Below are 17,264 nucleotides of genomic sequence, written 5' to 3'. Positions count from 1 at the left end.
GGGGTAGCATTGCTTACTGTTTTTGTTAATGAAAGATCTGCAGATGGAGGTATAGGAGTTAATACCACATTATCTTCATCATCTTCGCTTTGATCACCATCGTCATTATTTGGCGTACTGTCAGGATCAGGAAGATCACTGGCAGTAACCTGTGTTATGTTTTTGTAATCTCCTGTTGGCAATACTTTTGCATCAAGAATAAGTGATTCAGTAACACCAGTATCAACTGTACCAACATTCCATATTCCAGTAGTACTGTCGTATGTTCCGGCAGACGAACTATAATTTACGTATTGAAAGCCAGAAGGCAATAAATCTGTTACTTGCACTCCAGTTGCATTATTTGGACCGTCATTTGTTATTTTAAGTTCAAATGAAACTTGACTTCCAACCACAGGACTTGTATTACCCGTAACTACATTTTTGGTTAAAGATAAGTCGGCAGAAGGGCCAATAAAAGTAATTTCGGCATCGTCTTGATCGTCTTCAGAAGCGACATTATTGTTTGGTACGCTATCTGGATCAGGTAAATCGCTGGTTATGACTTGAGCAACATTCAGATAATTACCTAAAGGATTAACAATTGCATTAAAAGTAAGATTGATATTTGAGTTTGCAGGCAATACTAGATTTCTCCATTCAAGTGTAGCAGTGGCTACTTGATAGGTGCCTCCAGCAGATACTGATCCGGGAATAAGTGTATAACCAACTGGAATAACGTCTTTTACGCCAACACCAGTAGCATTTCCAGGACCTTTGTTCACTACGTTAATCGTAAAGCTTACTTGGTCACCGGCTGAGGCCGAAGTTGGCGTTACAGATTTAGTTAGTTCCAAATCAGCTTGTTTTAGGGAAACCGAAGCTGTTGATATATCATCTTCTGGCAATCCATTTCCTGGAGTACTGTCTGGATCAAATTGATGCGCGGTCTGAATTTCTGCCGTATTAAAGTAATCATTCATTGATGTGATGACATTTACCTTTGCTGTAATTTGCAAGGCAAGCGAGTTTCCATTATTCAGATTACCAACATTCCAAATTCCTGTACTATTGTTATATTTTCCGCCTCCATTGTCGCTCACATATGTATAACCTGGTGGCAGATGGTCCGAAACCGTAATTCCAGTTGCGTTATTAGGTCCGCTGTTTGTAACTCTAATTGTAAACACAACATTATCATTTATGCTCACGGTTGCTGGCGAAACTGTTTTGAGTAATGATAAATCGGCTACATCTAGAACTACTGTTGCGCTATCCTGATCATCTTCTGAAGGATTTTGGTTGTTTGGCGTACTGTCGGGATCAAATTGGTCTGATGCGACAACTTCTGCGGTATTCACATAAGATCCACCACCCAAAATAGTAGCTTTAAATGATAAATTTAAGATACTGCCACTCGGAATCGTCATACCGCTCCAAGTAATTGTATTGTCTCCAACATTGTATACTCCTCCCGAAGTAACCGTTCCGGCTACCAGTGCAAAGCCCATTGGAATAAAGTCACGAACTGCGACATTAGTGGCTGTTGCAGATCCGCCAAGTGCGTTATTATTAAAGACATTTATATTGAAAGTAACAACATCGCCAACACTTCCTGTTGTTGGTGTTACTGTTTTAGTTAATTCAAGATCAGCAATTGATAGAATGGTCAGGTTCATAGTATCTGATGAAACAGCACAATTACCATTGCTTACAGTCCATTGTAAAGTATATATTCCAGGAATAGTTCCAGTTACGGCTGTAGTAGGCGAGGTTGAATCCATAAAACCTACTGTGCTTGGTCCTGAGACTTGAGTCCATTCACCTGTACCAACTGTAGGAGTTGTGGCATTTAAGTTTACAGGCGAGAATTGAGGAATTATTTGATTTGGTCCTGCATTAGCAGTTGACGGATTCTCATAAATGGTAACCAAAACCGTATCTTCAGAAGTACAGCCGTTTACATTTACGGTTGTGGTTTTCCAGCGGAATTGGTAAGTACCAGGAACAAGTCCGAGCATTAAAGAATTAGGAAGGTCTGGTGCAGCAATATTGGCAGTATTAGGTCCTGAATCTTGGGTCCATTCACCAACACTAGAAGTTACAGGCGTGGCGGCCATAGTAGCAGTGGTAACAGCACACAATTCCTGATCTGGGCCTGCTTCGGCAATAGATGGCGGTACATCATTGAATGTTATGGAAACTTGGTCTGAAGTTGGCTGACATAATGATGGATTGGTAAAAGGGCCGTTTGTAACTGTCCAAGTTAAGACATAAGTACCTAAAACATTAATATTGGATAATGTAGTAACTGGACTGTTTGGGTTGTCAATTACAGCAGCTCCTCCCGGAGGCTGAGAAGCAAATGTCCATGTACCAATACCTACTGTTGGTGGTACAGCCGCAGTTTTGTAAGTGGTCTGACAAGCCACTGTGTCGTCAGGCCCAGCATTTGCAACACTTGGAGGCGCATTCATAACGATTCTTACAATATCAGACAATGTTCTGCAAGAAGGACTTTCAAAAACCCATTCCAAAATATATAAACCCGGCACTGTTAAGCCTGTAACTGTCGTTAATGGAGCAGTAGGAGTCGTTATTACAGCTACACTTCCAGCGGGCTGAGAGGCAAAACGCCATTCGAAAGTAGTAACATCTGGCGGAGGTACATTTCCTTGTAAGGTTGCAGTTCCGTTAACATCAGAAATACATAATGTTTGATCTGGACCTGCATTTGGGGGTACACTTGCTCCGCTAAATATTTCAACATTTACAGAATCAGAAGATCCTGGACATGAAGATCCATTAGGGAAAGTCGCACTAGAAGTGGTGTAGGTAAAAACGTAGCTAGTTCCCGGAACAACTGTAGCATTTGCAATATAACTGTTAGGCGGAGATTGGGATATATGAACATCTGCTATATTTCCAGAAGTGCTAGTAAGTGACCAGATTCCAGTTGAATTTTTATTTCCTGTAAGCTGAATGCTAGTAACATCGCAATAAGTTTGATCAGGTCCTGCATCTGCTGCTGGAGTAACCACTACAACCATATCATCAAAAGTTCCTTGGCATAAGAAAATGCTTTTTGCAGTTATGGTCCATCTAAAAGTATAAGTTCCCGCTACAAGTCCATTGATTACAGTGTTTGGATTAGTAGGGTCAACAATATTGGGCTGGTTTGGTGCGCCAGTTAATACAGACCATTGTCCAGTTTCAAAAAAACTGTCGTAAGTACTTCCAGCCATTGTCACGCTTGTGTTAGCACAAATATTTTGATCTGGTCCCGCAATAGCTTGGTGAGGCGGAATACCGATTGTTAAGTTGACGTCGTCGAATGCCTGACCGCACACTTCGGCTTCTATTGTCCATCTAAAAATATAATAACCACTATAGGTAAAAGTAAAAACTGCGTTTGGGTTATGAATATCGCTTATGGTATAGCTTCCTACACCAGAAATCCTTGTCCAGGTTCCAATTCCTCCTGCACTTGCTGTTGCGGCCATTGTTACTGTATTACCACAGATTTCCTGATCAGGACCTGCATTTGTAGCCGGTGGAGTGTCTGCTATAGTAACTTTGACATCACTTTTGTTAGGAAGACAAATTCGTAATCTGTTTTCTATTGACCAAGTAAATGTGTATGTTCCACTAGTAACTACTGTAACTGAAGTGTTTGGGTCAGTTGGACTTGCTATAATTACTCCATTAGACGGTTCAACGGTCCATGTTCCAAAATCTTGGGGATTGGGTGTATTTCCGCTGAGATTGAATGTGGTTGTGCCATTAGGATAACAGGCATCGGGACCAGCGTCTGAATTTGTCGGAGCTGTACTGTTATTTGTGATAATCTGTACAGTATCAGAAATTGCCGCGCTACAAGATGGTCCAGGATTTAAATATGAGATTGTCCACTGAAGTTCGTAAAGAGAAGCAGCAGCAGTAAAACCAGACGCAATCGCATTAGGATTATTGACGTTGGAGAAAACAATTGTGCTAGGTCCCGAAACTTGACTCCAAGATCCAATTTCGCCACTTTGTGCTGGTGTTGCAACCAGAGGCACTTGTGAATTCATACAAACTACTTCATCTGGTCCAGCATTTGGAGTACTCAATGAAGTTTCTGATATATGAATTGTTACAGAAGAAACTGAAAATCCGCAAGTTGCACCGCCTCCTTTAGTTATATACTGAAACACATAGCTACCAGGGATAAGTCCTGTAACCTGAGTATCTATGGCAAAATTATCTGCAATCACCGCCTGATTTGGTCCGCTAAGCTGACTCCAAAAATGCATGCCTTCGCCTGTTACAACTCCAGAAAGTATTGTACTGGTGTCACCGCAAGGCAAGTTTACATCAGATCCTGCATTGGATGGAGTAGGATCGCCAGAAGCAAGAATATTTAGAGTGTCAAAACCATAATCACAGCCAGCAAGAATTGATCCGTTTTGGCTTCTAATAAATTCGACAGTATATTCTCCAGGTTCAGTAAGCGTTAAAGTCAAAGAATTTCCAGCATCTTGCAATGCAGTAGGGAAAGGCGCAAGAGGAGAAGTGTCTGGTCCTGTCACAATTCGATATTGATTTACTCCAGTTCCTGTTACAGTAAGTGGAATAGTAAATACAGTTGCATTACAGCTTCCAACCATATCATCGCCATTATTGGCCACAATAGTTCTTGTAGCTCCGTTATATTCTACATGGTAGTCTTTAGTAAAAACACAACCTGTATTGTTATTGGTAAGTGTATATCTAAATGTATATGGATCACCAGCATCAGATATATTTGTAACTAATGTGGTAGGGTTTGTTGGCGAAACAATCACAGCGCCAGGATCTCCAGCTATTTGTGTCCATTGAACAGTCTCACCGGCATATAAAGGAGTTTGTGCTACTAAAGTTACTTGATTAATATTGTTGTCGCAAAAGAAAATATTTTCATCGCCACCAGGAAGAGTCGTAACATCTTGTGTCGCGGCAGGAACATTAATTACAACTGTATCATTACCAGAAGCACAAGGACCAGTTACAGTCCATCTAAAAGTATAAGTTCCCTGTACAAGATTTGAAACTCCTGTATTATTAGCGCTAGGATTGGCAATTGTTGGCGTATTTGGACCACTTACAAAAGTCCATTGCCCATTTTGTCCATTAAGTCCGCAACCTCCATAAGTTGCATTAAGATTGGTGCTTTGTGTTGTAGTATAACAATTGCTAAGCGTTTGATCTGGTCCAGCCGAAACGGGTTTAACACCGCCATAATTGGTTACAGTTATTTGCGAAGTAGTTCTACAGCGCTGGCCTGGAGCATATTCAGGACCTTCAATAACCCATTGAAGCGTTGTAACACCGCAACTCGTAGAAGGCAAAGTTATAGTTGAGGTTGGCAGATTCGGAAAATTAATTACTACCCCGGCATTGTTAGCTCCGACGATTTCCCAATGACCAGTTTCTCCTGTATTTTGAGGGGCATTTGCCGTAATAGATAAATTTCCAGAACTATTTGGACAGCTTGTTATGTTGCTTCCTGCAATTGCAGTAGTAATAGGTTTAACATTTACAACTTTATCCTGATAAGCTGTAATTCCGTCTGAACAGGTTGCGCTATATCTAAAAATATAGGTATTTCCTCCTGTGTAGCCAGAAACGGTTGTGCTTGGGCTTGTTGGTGAATTAATAGTTACTGCTGGACCAGAGATTTGAGTCCATTTGACTGTGCCAATAATAGGACTAGGATTGTTTCCAGTTAAAACCATTGCATCGGTTGCGCAAATGGTTATATTCAATACTCCGGCGTTTACAGTACAGTTTTGTGCATTTGTTTGAAAAGTGAGAAAAATTAACAATGCAGCAAAAGCTAGTTTTTTTGATAAAGTGCAGATTCTCCAAGAAAAATAAAATTGTGCCATAAGCAATCAGGAATAGAAAGGAGGCAAATTAATGTTTAACCGCCTTAAATTAATAAATTGATTTTGAGCATTAATTAGTTAAGATTTTTGAATATATCTGGGGATACTCAAATTTAAAGAAAGATAGCCTTGAAATTTTTTTTTCGATGTTGCATATTATAAAATGAAACAAGAAAACAGAGGATGAAACAATAAAAAAGCCCTAAATCTTAGACTTAGGGCTTTTTAAATAATTTTTTAAAACTAGAAAGCTTCGCCGATTCTGAAATAAATTCCCCAATCTCCTTTTCCGACTGCACCATCTAAACCAACATTAAATTTTGATTTTTTGAACGGATTGTATCGATAACCAACACCGCCTCCAGGATACATTTTCCAATCAAAGCTTGGAGTATCAGAACCATAAATAGTGGCGATACCAAAAAAGCCAACCAATCCCATTTTCTTTCCAAAGTTGTATCGGTATTCGCCTTGAATATCCATTAATCCTGCTCCTCTATATTTTCCTTCAGAATAACCGCGAATATCCGTTCCTCCAATAGTGCTTTGCTGTTCAAATGCAACATTTCCAAGTCCGAATTTTCCAAAAACACGAGCTGCAATAACATCTTTATTATCTCTAGTTGGAATATATCTATTGGCTTGAAAGGATATTCGATTTGATGCCAGTTCGTTATCTAAAAATTTTGGATACGTAGACCAATCCAGTTTAATTTTGTATCCTATCGTTGGATAATAAACGGCATCTCTAGTGTCAAATAATAAGTTTACAACTAAAGCATTACTATGTGAAACCGACGAAGGAGAAACATTATCCTCGTATACTGTATTGTAGTGTGCATAAGTATAAGAAAGTCCGCCATAAAACTTCCCGACAATTTTGCGCTGGCCGCCCAAACTAAAAATAGTTGTTTTGGTTCCGTAATCGTAAAAATCAGGCTGATCTATATCATCAATATAAAATTGAGAATTTTGATTTCCTGTAAAAAAGAAAAACTTCAAACGCCATTTGTCCTCATTCAAGTACCATTTATTAAAGAGAGCCAAAACATAAGATTTATTGGTCGTATAAATAGCCGACATTCCAGATAATGATTTAGGAGAAATAGTATCATTATGATTGACTTTGTACATTGCCATTGGAATAACCCCAAACATAAAATCAAGATTTCTATTGTAGCTCAAATAAGGCATTACTCTAAGTTCGATTTTCTTCTCTTTTGCTTTTTTTGGAACAGAATCGGTTATTTTTTGTCCGAAAGAAGAAGAAATAAAACAAGTAAAAAAGAGTAGGAGTAGAAAATGCCTCATGGTCTAAATTTGTTTAGTGAAACTTATATTAGATGTATAAATAAGTAAATAACACTTTTCGGGTACTTGTAAATTTAATTAAAAAATGTAAGTGATTGAAATAAAATAAATTAGGATTTGGTGGTTTGATTAAATATAGAAGCCAGTTTTTCTAGAGCATCTTTAGCATGAAGTTTTTCACCGTTTTTCAAAGTATTTTCTAAAGCCTTTGCTGCTCTTTCGAGCATTCGTTTTTCAAAATGAGAAATCGCCGTTTTTAAATCAGAAAACTGATTATTAGTTAAGAGATCAGCCAATTCAACAGCATCGAGCATGGCCAAATTAGCACCTTTTCCAGCAAAAGGAGGCATTCTATGTGCTGCATCGCCTATAATAGTTACATTTTCTTTCGTTTCCCAAGACTGATTCTGAGAAAAATAATATTGCGGACGAGGTATGAAATACAATTCTTCACTCATAAAAAGTTCATGCCAATCAGAACTCCAATCTTGATAAATTTCTTTAAACCATTCAAAAATTTTCTGATTGTCTTTAAAATCTAGATCATTTTCTGAAATCCAATTTTCAAGAATTTTACTGCTGAGCAGAAACATTAAAGAACCGTCTCCTTTTGTTCCGTACATAATGGTTTGTTCGTTTCCTAAAGCCAGAACCTTTCCACCTTTTGAAAACTCAAAAAGATTAGGCGCATTTTTCTTGGCATTATAAATTGTTCCTTCAATCATTGTAATTCCAGAATAAATAGGTTTAAGTGTGCTTACATAAGGACGAATTTTAGAATTTGCCCCATCTGCACCAATTACCAAATCGGCATAAGTGTTTATTCCATTTTTAAAGAACAGTCTCCAGCCATTATTTTCTTTTTCCATAGAAAGAAATTGACTATCCCAAACCATAGTTTCAGGCTTAAGCGAATGCAATAAAATGGCTCGAAGCTCTGAGCGGTCTATTTCTGGACGAGGTTTTGAAATATCCTGAAGCGAATCCTTATTAGGGTCTGTAATTTCTTTAGAAGAAGTTTTAGTAATAGAATGCTCGTCAAACTTTAATTCTAAATTTTGATTCACAATGCGGGCTTTACTGGCATTTGGACGAATATTTTTATAGAATTCATCTAATAAACCTCCTTTTTCCATACCTATTAAACCTGAATCGTCATGCAAATCTAAAGGAGAACCTTGTACACGAACTTTTGAGTTGAGGTCTCTTTCGTATACTTTTACATTTATATTCTGTAGTTGTAAAAGACGGGCCAAGAGTAATCCGCCCATTCCGCCGCCAACAATGGCAACGTGTTTATTTTCTAGTAACATAGTTTTGTATTTAAAATCTATGTTGCAAAATTATTGTGATGAAAGAGCCGATAATAGTATAAATCGGTCGTTTTTGTTTTGAAATAATTCTTTTGGAAGCGAACCCGAAATTTTCTTGATCTCTTTAATAAAATGCGTCTGATCGGAAAAATTCTCTTCTGGAAAAAGTTTACCTTTTGCAATATGTTCCAATGAAGCACGAAAACGAAGTATGGAACAATATCCTTTTAATGAAATTCCAAAATACTGATTGAAATACCTATTAATCTGACGGCTGCTCCAGTTAGATTGTTCTGATAATTCTTTTACAGTCATTGCACCATGAGTTTCATAAACAAGACCAAATAGTTTTTGCTTTCGAGTATCGACTTCCTTTATTAATAAGGAGTCGATTTTTGAAGCAGCTTTTTCGCAGAACAATTCAAAATTTTCCAAATCATGCTCTTCAAAATCCCAAAAGCCAGATTCGAGTATTTTTCCTGAATTTAAAAGAGATGCAATACTTTCGTGAAAAACATATTCAGCAGCAAGAAGTTTAAAGCTAATAACAAACGTTAAGCTTTTAGCTGGAATTATTCCTTTTTCATACTGTTGAGTTCCTAAACCCAGAAGCCTGATTTGAAAAGGATTTTCAGCTGTTTTTATAAACGATAAATCAATTCGTCCGTCTGGAAGACCAATTGTTTCCAGTTTTTCATCCGATTTATTTTCCATACACCAAAAACTATCCACAAAATCTGAAAGGTTTTTGTTGGGTTTGATGTATTGATAGGATAAATCGTGATGCATTTGATCAAATTTTAAAGTGAAATTAAACAAAATGTACTTTATTTCTATTAAAAGTATCGCTCATAGAAAGCTTATAAGAGACTTTGTAATTCGATAAAAAGTGTGATAAAAAACTTAACATTGGGTAAGTTGTTGTTTTTTAGTATCTTAGATGGTGTTTTTTCTTGCGATGAAAAACTTAACATTGGCGAATGTCTTTTTCAATCTATCTTTGTTTATTATTTTTTGATGTTAATTTAATGATTTAATAACATTAAAAATTAGTTTAATTCAAAATAAATTTAATCAATTTCTTAAAATTAACAGAATAATGGCAAAAGAAATACTTGTTGATGAAATCAATCAGGAGGCAGAAGCTGTTTCGGTTATCTCAAATGACGAAATCGAGCAAAAAGAGACTCCAGTTCTAGAATCTGCTGAAACTCCAGAAGTAAAACCAAAACCTAAAAGAGCTCCAAAAAAAGCAGCGGAAAAAGAGGATAATACGGTAGAGGAAGCAGTGCAAGAATCAACACAAATAGAAGAAATTTCATCTGAGGCTGAAGAAGAAACATCTGAAGAAAACGAAAATCAGCCAAAATCTAAAAAGAGTAAAAAAATGAAAGAAAAAGAAAAGGAAAAAGAGAAAAAAGAGAAAAAGAAAAAAGCTGTTGCTAAGAAAAAAGAAAAAGCAAAAGACAAAAAGAAAGAGAAAGCTAAAAAAGCAAAACTAAAAGCTAAAGCTAAAAAGAAAGCAAAAGCGAAAAAAGCTAAGGATAAAGCAAAAGCAAAAAAAATCGCTAAAAACAAAGCGAAAAGATCTAAAGCTAAAAAGAATAAGAAGAAATAATAATTGTGAATAGTGAATGGTTAATTGTAAATTTTTCCAAAGCAATATAACAATAAAATTATAAAGCCACAGATTACAGGATTAGCACTGATTTAAAATCATTTTAATCTTGTAATCTGTGGCTTTTTTATTCAAAAGTTTTTTCATCTCACATCTCACATCTCACATTTCACATCTCACATTTCATATCTCACCATCATTCAGTTTTTGCTTTTTTTTTCTGCATGGCAAGTTTATCTATTTTCTGAAGAAATTCGGGGTCAAATTCAGAGTAAGCTCTTAATCGGTATTTTTCGTCTCTAATTTTCATTACCAAACGAATTTTTTGCACCATCAACCAAATAGGTTCATATCTTTTGTGTCCTAGTAAATATTGAATTTTAAGTATTGACATTCTTCTATGCGAAAGAGTCATTAATTCAATGCAGATCATCCAATACCGAATTGGAAGATTAGAATTTTCCATTACAGTTCCAGATCGAAGACTTGTACGGCTTCCGCATTTACGGCATTGAAATTTTAAATCATTCTGTCTGAAAGAATGCTCATCATGTCCACATTTTCTGCATAAAAGCCCATTCTCCAAACGTTTGTTTTTGAGCTCTTCAATACAGGTTGCCTCATCAGAATATTTTTCAAAATAAGCGCGTAATTCCATTTATACAATTCCTCATTTGTTTTTCGAAATATAGAATATTTTGAAGAAACGAAGGACAAACTGCAATAAAAAATAAAAAGGAATACTTCAAGCATGAAATATTCCTTTTATTGTGGGGGGGCAAATGGTGTTATAATTTAGCTACAATTTCTTTTTTGTACTTATTAAGGATAGATTTTGTCATACCTAAATTAGCTTTTGTAGAATCTACCGCTAGGTAAATAAAATATTCCTGATTATCAGAAACATCAATAATGTGAATTTGAGAACTTAATGTAATCATGATATTGTCAATAACCTGACCATTTAAATTCAATGCTTTAATAGCGCTCATTTTTGCTTTAACTACCTCAAGGTTGTAAGCCGATGCCAATTCTGGATCAAAATCTGCAACTGCAGACTGTGAATAGTATGACATGCCGCTAGCGATTTCAGCAACAGATACTGCGATGAAACCTGGGACGTTTTTTTTTAGGTCTTCCCCAAATTGCGTTAAGAAATCAGACATAGTTCTTAGAATTTAATTAGAATGAATTGTTTTGGATATAAGCAAAATTAGCTATACAATATTATTTAATTATCCGTAATGCGTACCTATTTTTTGCAAATAATAAAAAAATAACACAGCTTTAATAAATTCAAGTTTTCATTTCGTTTATTCGAATCTTGTTTGAATTTGAAAATGAAATATTTAAAACAAAAATGCTTCTGAAAAAGCACTATTATGGTGCCATTTCAAAAGCATTTTTTAAGCAAAAATTAATTTTTTATTTAATTTCTGTGATAAAATCTTCTTGCGGAGTTCTAACTTTTTTCATGTTTACCAACCAGTCATTTTCATGATCTCTATATCCTAGAGGTAAAACCAAAACGCTTTTTAGACCAAGTTCATTTAATCCTAAAAGTTTATCTACTTCAGCAGGAATAAAACCTTCCATTGGTGTTGCATCTACTTCTTGTTCAGCAGCTGCAGCAATCGCTACACCAAACGAGATGTATGCTTGTTTTGCAGCGTGGTTAGCATGCCATTCTTGTCCAAGAGGTTCGTACATTCCCCAAAGTCTTTGTTTGTACTCATCCATTGCATTAGCAGGAATTCCTCTTTCTGCAATTGTTCTATCAAATACAGCAGAGATTCTGTCTAAGCTGTAACCATCCCAAGCAGCCCAAACCAAAACGTGAGAAGCATCTGTAACTTGGCTTTGGTCAAAACTTACCGCTCTAATTTTGTCTTTTAAATCTTTGTTTGTGATAACAAAAATCTTGTAAGGTTGCAATCCAGAAGAAGAAGGTGCAAGTTTTGCTGCTTCAAGAATATAATCTACTTTTTCTTGCGGAACTGCTTGTCCGTTCATTTTTTTTGTAGCATAACGCCACTTTAGTGCATCTATTAAGGCCATTTTTCTTTATAAATTAAAAATTGTATTCAAATGTAAACACTTTAAGTGTATTTTTGTCATCCAATTACCAAAAGTAACTGTAACATCGAGGTAACTTAACAATACAACATGCTGAAAGAACCAGAACACGATCAGAAAAAATGCGCACAGCACATTATGGCAGTGCATGATGCAATGTATATTTTAAACGGAAGATGGAAAATCTCTATCATTGCATCACTTTGCTTTAATAGGCTAAGATTTACCGATTTATTAAAGGAGGTTGAAGGAATTTTTGGAAAAATGTTAAGCCGAGAATTGAAAAATCTAGAAGAAAACCAGTTAGTTACAAGAACTGTTTTAAATACGCAACCTATAACTGTTGAATATGAGCTGACAGAATATGGGCATACATTAAAAGAAGTAATCGATTCTCTTGCAAAATGGGGACACAATCACAGAAAAAAGATTACAGGCAAAGAATAATCTAGCTTTTAAGTTCTGAAATTCTCTGAAAAAAACCTTGCGTTGCTAACTTTTGCTCTGCTTCTTCAATAGCTTTCAAAAGATTGTTCTGATTATCTGCAATTTCGTTTAAAGCATTTTTCATTATCATCCACACTGGCTGCATTTTTAATACAAGCTCTTTTCCTTTGGCAGTAAGAACAATCAATCTTTTGCGTTCGTCCAATTTGTCTTTTTTCGAACTAATGATTTTTTGCTTTTCTAATTCCTTCAATAAACTTATAGTTGACGGATGGCTATAACCAATTTCACTTGCAATTTCGACAACACTCAGCATTTCTTTGATATGGAGCGTGTAAATTACAGGAAACCATTTTGGTTCAAAATCTATGTCGAAAGATTTATAGACTAATGCACCGTCTTTGCGAAGTTGTTCGCTCAGACGTTGCAACCGCGTTGATATGGCTAATATTCCAATTTCGTCAATTATATTCATTTCTATTGATTTAGTTTTAAATGACAAAATACATTGTCGGGCCTCATTAACGGAAAATCTGTTGGGAGCGTTTCTTTTGGTATCGTTACAAAATTATTTTTTTCATAAAAACGTAAAGCAGCTTGTAACAGTGTAACCGTTCCTAAATATAAGTCTTTAATTCCTTTTTCTTTGCTATAAGCAATTAGTTGTTCTAATAATTGTTGGGCGATTTGAAATTCTTTTCCTCGATATTCTTTTTTTACGAACATTTTTCTGATGGCTCCAGCTTCAGAATTGAATTTTACCAAAGCGATTGTGCCTACTAATTTTTCTTCTATAAAAGCGCCAAGAAAAATTCCGCCTGGTTTATAATAGAAATTCTCAATATCCAATAAATCTGGCTGATCTTCTAGAGTAACAGGAACATTAAATTCTTTTTGCTGAATGTTTAAAATCAAATCTACGATTTCATTTTCGTACTTATTTTGTATAGGCTGGATTTGCATTTATCTTGTAAATTAAATATAGGTACAAAACTACGTAGTTAACTACATATATACAACAAAAAAACTGCTGAGATCAGCAGTTTTAAATGTTTTTTATGATTTCAAACGATTTCTGTTAGAAAGATTTTACTCTTTAACCAAGACAATAACTGCTTTGTATCCCGTTCCAACATTCCATTCACTTGACGAAATAACCTGACCTTTATCGTCATAAACTTTAAATTCAGCTGTATTTGGAGAGGCAAAACCTTCGTTTAATGCTTCAATGTCAATTTTGTTGATTCCTTTTACCAAGTTTATTTTTACGCTTTTAAAGTCGCCAGTTAAAAATACTTCGGGTTCGATTACTTTGTCGTTTAAATATACTTTTACTTTATCGCCGTCTACAAAAGCTGCATCGCGATACATAATAGTTGATGTAACCGCTGTAGTGTTGAAATTGCCTAAAAATTGATTTCTTCTATAAAAAATGCCTTCAACATTAGCCTCTGGTTTGTATAGATTTTGATCTTTAAACAATTCGTCTGGATTAACTTGTAACGGCGCAGGTTTCTCAATAGGAGCAGGCGCGTTTTCTTTTGGCGCTGCTTCTTTAGGAGGAACAACTTCTTTTTTTGTGGCGTCTTTTGCCGGAATAGGCTTGAATTTATTATCAATTTCCTGTGCAAAACTGTGCAGTGAAAAAGAAATAAAGGCAATTATAAAAAATATTTTTTTCATCTTTTGTATATATTAATCTTGAAGGGTTGATGTAAAGATTAGATGCATCGTAATCTTTTATATAAACATTTTATAGAACTAATTATTGCCCAATAAGATGCAATTTTTCTAAAAATTAACTTTATATTTTATAAAAACAGGTTTCGGCTGAAGCAGTTTTTAAATGCAATTTTAGGTTTTTAAAATTTTGATTATCAATGTTGTATCTTTATGTTTTAATCAAATGTAATAAGATATGATTAAGTTAAGTTTAGCCTTTCTTTTTTTTGTAGTTAGTGTTTTTTCTCAAGAAAATAAAACAGACTCAGATGTTAGAAAACAAATTGAAGATTATAATGCTGCTTTTGCGGCTGCCTTATTTGAAAACAATAAGGACATGATGCTAAAATTCTATACAGATCAATCTGTGTTAATGCCAGAACATAGTAGGCAAAGAGTTGGAAAGAAGATGATTGCGGCGTTTTATGAACAATGGTTAGATCAGGCAAAAGTCAATTCTTTTCAAAAGACTATTTTAGAATTGCAGGATTTTGGAAATTATATTCTAGAAATAGGAAATTTTACTGAAAACCTGCACTTAAAAGACTTAAAACCGTACGCTTATTTAGGAAAATATATGGTTTTATGGAAAAAAACGTCTAAAAATAAAATGACTATCGCAGCAGAAATTTGGGGCGCTAATAGCTATTTTGATGATAGATTTATTCCTGAAATTGATGACACAGCCGTTCCTTTAACAAAAGAGTACACTTCGTCAGATAAATTGATTAATGAGGTAATAGAAAGAAACGGTTCTATTAAAAATTTGGTTCAGAATAGACTGGGAGCAGAGCATGCTAAAATATTCACGCCAGATGCGATGTATTTAACGTACTATACGCCAATTCTTTCTGGAGAAAAAGATATTACAGCTTATTTTACAGAGCATGAAAAACCTGGAACTTTAAAAATTGAACAAATTTCCATTCAGACTTCGGGAGTTATTGTCACAAAAAAGGCCATTGTAGAATTTGGATTTTATAATGTCGATTGGCGTGACGGAACCAACCACGGAAACGTTAAAGGAAAAAGTATAAACGTCTGGAAAAGAAACGAAAAAGGAACGTTAATGCTTTTTAGACAAATGGTAAATCATGATTAAAAACTAAAAAACCGACTTCTAACTTGCAGACGCCATAGTTGAGTTATATCTTTGCGACTGATTTTGGTCTGTTTTTTCAATTCAGAAAAAGCAGTTAAAAGGGAATCAGGTGTAAATCCTGAACAGACCCGCTACTGTAAGTTCTATACAAGTCTTTAAATAGTACTAATGCCATTGTCCCGCTTTGCAGGGTGAGAAGGCCGTTTAAAGATAGAATAAGTCAGGAGACCTGCCACGATCACATAGTTTAAAACTTTCGTGGTATGAAGTTGATGACAAGATAATGACCTGCTATTTAGGATAGTTGGCCTATTTCTATGTTTTTGTAATTACTGCATCACGCAAAGTTTATTTAATAAAATCGTGATGTGTAATTTGAAGAAAACTTTATTTTCTGTTTTTATAGTACTTGTTCCTTTTTTGCTTCATTCTCAAGCGGCGACTGATAGTTCGCGGGTTTTAAAAGAAGTTATTCTAAAAGGAAAACCATATCAGGAAGTAATTCCTGTACAAAGTCTTTCGGGCGTTCTGCTCGAAAATCTTTCCAGTCACAATGTTGCCGATGCGCTTCGCTACTTTGCAGGAACTCAAATCAAAGATTATGGCGGTGTCGGCGGACTCAAGACGGTTGATGTCCGAAACATGGGAACGCATCATGTTGGTGTTTTTTACGACGGAATTCAGCTAGGAAATGCTCAAAACGGCGTAACCGATTTAGGAAAATATTCGCTTGACGACATGGAATCATTAACGATGTATAATGGACAGAAAAGCGAAATCTTTCAGTCGGCAAAAGACTTTGCATCAGCTTCGACTATTTATTTGCGAACCAAACGCCCTGTTTTTACAGGCAATAAAAAAACAAATCTGCTGGTTCGTTACAAAACAATGTCTATCAATTATCATGATCCTTCTTTTAGATGGGAACAAAAGCTGAGCAATAAAGTCAGCATGAGCGTAAGTTCTGAATACATTAAGTCGAATGGACAATATAAATTTAGATATAAAAGAAAAAATCAGGATGGAAGTATTGCCTACGATACTACTGCTACACGATGGAACAGTGATATAGAAGCATTCCGATTTGAATCTGGACTTTATGGAAAAATAAACAAAGGAACTTGGGATGCCAAAGTCTATTATTATGATTCTGAACGCGGTGCACCAGGTGCCATTGTAGAAAATAAGTTTAAAGACGGTTTTAGACAATTTGACAAAAACTTTTTCGGACAATCTTCTCTAACAAAAGATGTTTCAGAAAAATATAAATTCCAGCTAAAGGGAAAATTTGCTTACGATTATACGCATTATATTGCTCGAGATACCACAAATGTTTTAGGAGAAACCGTAACCGAAGGCGCGCAATCTGATGATAGTTATTATCAGCAGGAAGCTTATTTTTCGGCGGTTAATATGTACAGCATTTTGCCAACTTGGGATGTCTCGCTGTCGACCGATTTCCAGTACAATAAATTAAATGCAACTAGAAGAGGCATTCAGACACAGTTTTCTTTTCCGCAGCGTTAAACCGCTTTAGTTTCTCTTGCCACTTCGTATCGATATGAAGGTTTTAAAGTTTTAGGAAATGTACTCGCAACCCGCGTCATTGAAGAAGTAAAATACAATGCCAAAGCACCCAACAAAACCGAATTTACTCCTGCTATATTTTTAGGCTACACACCATTTAAGAAATATGATTTCAATTTAAGAGCTTTTGCAAAACGAATATTCAGAATGCCAACATTCAATGATTTGTATTATACAATGGTTGGTTCAAGCACTTTGAG

At 35.5% G+C, this 17,264-nt stretch carries 13 protein-coding genes, 1 pseudogene and 1 riboswitch; of the genes and pseudogenes, 4 read left to right on the top strand and 10 right to left on the bottom strand.

The genetic code is table 11. The features are described from left to right. The 4 genes from B3J44_RS10270 to B3J44_RS10255 form a co-directional block, all read right to left on the bottom strand. Positions 1-5,888 (bottom strand): DUF11 domain-containing protein (locus B3J44_RS10270; RefSeq protein ID WP_414654787.1); only part of this gene is annotated, 5,888 nt, incomplete at its 3' end. A gap of 243 nt (positions 5,889-6,131) precedes the next feature. Continuing rightward, the gene (locus tag B3J44_RS10265) at positions 6,132-7,199 is read right to left on the bottom strand and encodes a BamA/TamA family outer membrane protein (RefSeq protein ID WP_286968293.1); all 1,068 of its coding nucleotides are present in this window, start codon (positions 7,197-7,199) and stop codon (positions 6,132-6,134) included. Positions 7,200-7,309: 110 nt separating this feature from the next. Then, a complete protein-coding gene (locus B3J44_RS10260; RefSeq protein WP_286968291.1) occupies positions 7,310-8,512 on the bottom strand; it encodes an FAD-dependent oxidoreductase in 1,203 nt (400 codons plus the stop codon). A 30-nt stretch (positions 8,513-8,542) separates the two neighbouring features. Then, complete coding sequence (locus B3J44_RS10255) at positions 8,543-9,301, bottom strand: helix-turn-helix domain-containing protein (protein ID WP_286968289.1); 759 nt, start codon at positions 9,299-9,301, stop codon at positions 8,543-8,545. A 310-nt stretch (positions 9,302-9,611) separates the two neighbouring features. Here B3J44_RS10255 and B3J44_RS10250 point away from each other — a divergent pair, with 310 nt between their 5' ends. Beyond that, the gene (locus B3J44_RS10250) at positions 9,612-10,130 is read left to right on the top strand and encodes a hypothetical protein (protein ID WP_286968288.1); all 519 of its coding nucleotides are present in this window, start codon (positions 9,612-9,614) and stop codon (positions 10,128-10,130) included. Between the two features lie 211 nt (positions 10,131-10,341). Here the strand turns inward: B3J44_RS10250 and B3J44_RS10245 are convergent. The 3 genes and pseudogenes from B3J44_RS10245 to B3J44_RS10235 form a co-directional block, all read right to left on the bottom strand. Next, positions 10,342-10,788: pseudogene (locus B3J44_RS10245) on the bottom strand (transposase); the annotation flags it as partial. Between the two features lie 130 nt (positions 10,789-10,918). Further along, on the bottom strand, positions 10,919-11,296 hold the full coding sequence (locus tag B3J44_RS10240) for a hypothetical protein (protein WP_198855948.1): 378 nt from the start codon (positions 11,294-11,296) through the stop codon (positions 10,919-10,921). A gap of 259 nt (positions 11,297-11,555) precedes the next feature. Next, on the bottom strand, positions 11,556-12,188 hold the full coding sequence (locus B3J44_RS10235) for a nitroreductase family protein (protein ID WP_198855947.1): 633 nt from the start codon (positions 12,186-12,188) through the stop codon (positions 11,556-11,558). Positions 12,189-12,296: 108 nt separating this feature from the next. On the opposite strand from B3J44_RS10235, the gene B3J44_RS10230 reads away from it, so the two are divergent. Beyond that, entirely contained in the window at positions 12,297-12,653 is a 357-nt protein-coding gene (locus B3J44_RS10230; protein WP_286968285.1) for a winged helix-turn-helix transcriptional regulator, read from the top strand. Position 12,654: 1 nt separating this feature from the next. Here B3J44_RS10230 and B3J44_RS10225 read toward each other — a convergent pair whose 3' ends face one another. The 3 genes from B3J44_RS10225 to B3J44_RS10215 form a co-directional block, all read right to left on the bottom strand. Further along, positions 12,655-13,128 (bottom strand): MarR family winged helix-turn-helix transcriptional regulator, encoded by a 474-nt coding sequence (locus tag B3J44_RS10225; protein WP_286968283.1) that lies wholly within the window; start codon positions 13,126-13,128, stop codon positions 12,655-12,657. 2 nt (positions 13,129-13,130) lie between these two features. After that, positions 13,131-13,616, bottom strand: a complete 486-nt coding sequence (locus B3J44_RS10220; protein WP_198855944.1) for a GNAT family N-acetyltransferase — start codon at positions 13,614-13,616, stop codon at positions 13,131-13,133. 126 nt (positions 13,617-13,742) lie between these two features. After that, complete coding sequence (locus B3J44_RS10215; protein WP_286968280.1) at positions 13,743-14,336, bottom strand: hypothetical protein; 594 nt, start codon at positions 14,334-14,336, stop codon at positions 13,743-13,745. 235 nt (positions 14,337-14,571) lie between these two features. Here B3J44_RS10215 and B3J44_RS10210 point away from each other — a divergent pair, with 235 nt between their 5' ends. Together B3J44_RS10210 and B3J44_RS10205 are read left to right on the top strand one after the other, a co-directional pair. Continuing rightward, positions 14,572-15,477 (top strand): YybH family protein, encoded by a 906-nt coding sequence (locus B3J44_RS10210; RefSeq protein WP_286968278.1) that lies wholly within the window; start codon positions 14,572-14,574, stop codon positions 15,475-15,477. Positions 15,478-15,524: 47 nt separating this feature from the next. Next, positions 15,525-15,728: riboswitch (cobalamin riboswitch) on the top strand. A 124-nt stretch (positions 15,729-15,852) separates the two neighbouring features. Further along, complete coding sequence (locus B3J44_RS10205; protein WP_286968277.1) at positions 15,853-17,004, top strand: TonB-dependent receptor; 1,152 nt, start codon at positions 15,853-15,855, stop codon at positions 17,002-17,004. The last annotated feature ends 260 nt before the right edge of the window (positions 17,005-17,264 follow it).

The sequence above is a fragment of the Flavobacterium sp. UBA4854 genome (assembly GCF_002399805.1).
Taxonomy (GTDB): Bacteria; Bacteroidota; Bacteroidia; order Flavobacteriales; family Flavobacteriaceae; genus Flavobacterium; species Flavobacterium ginsengisoli.
The sequence above is the reverse complement of the archived record's forward strand: the minus strand, read 5'-3'. Positions and strand labels throughout refer to the sequence as shown.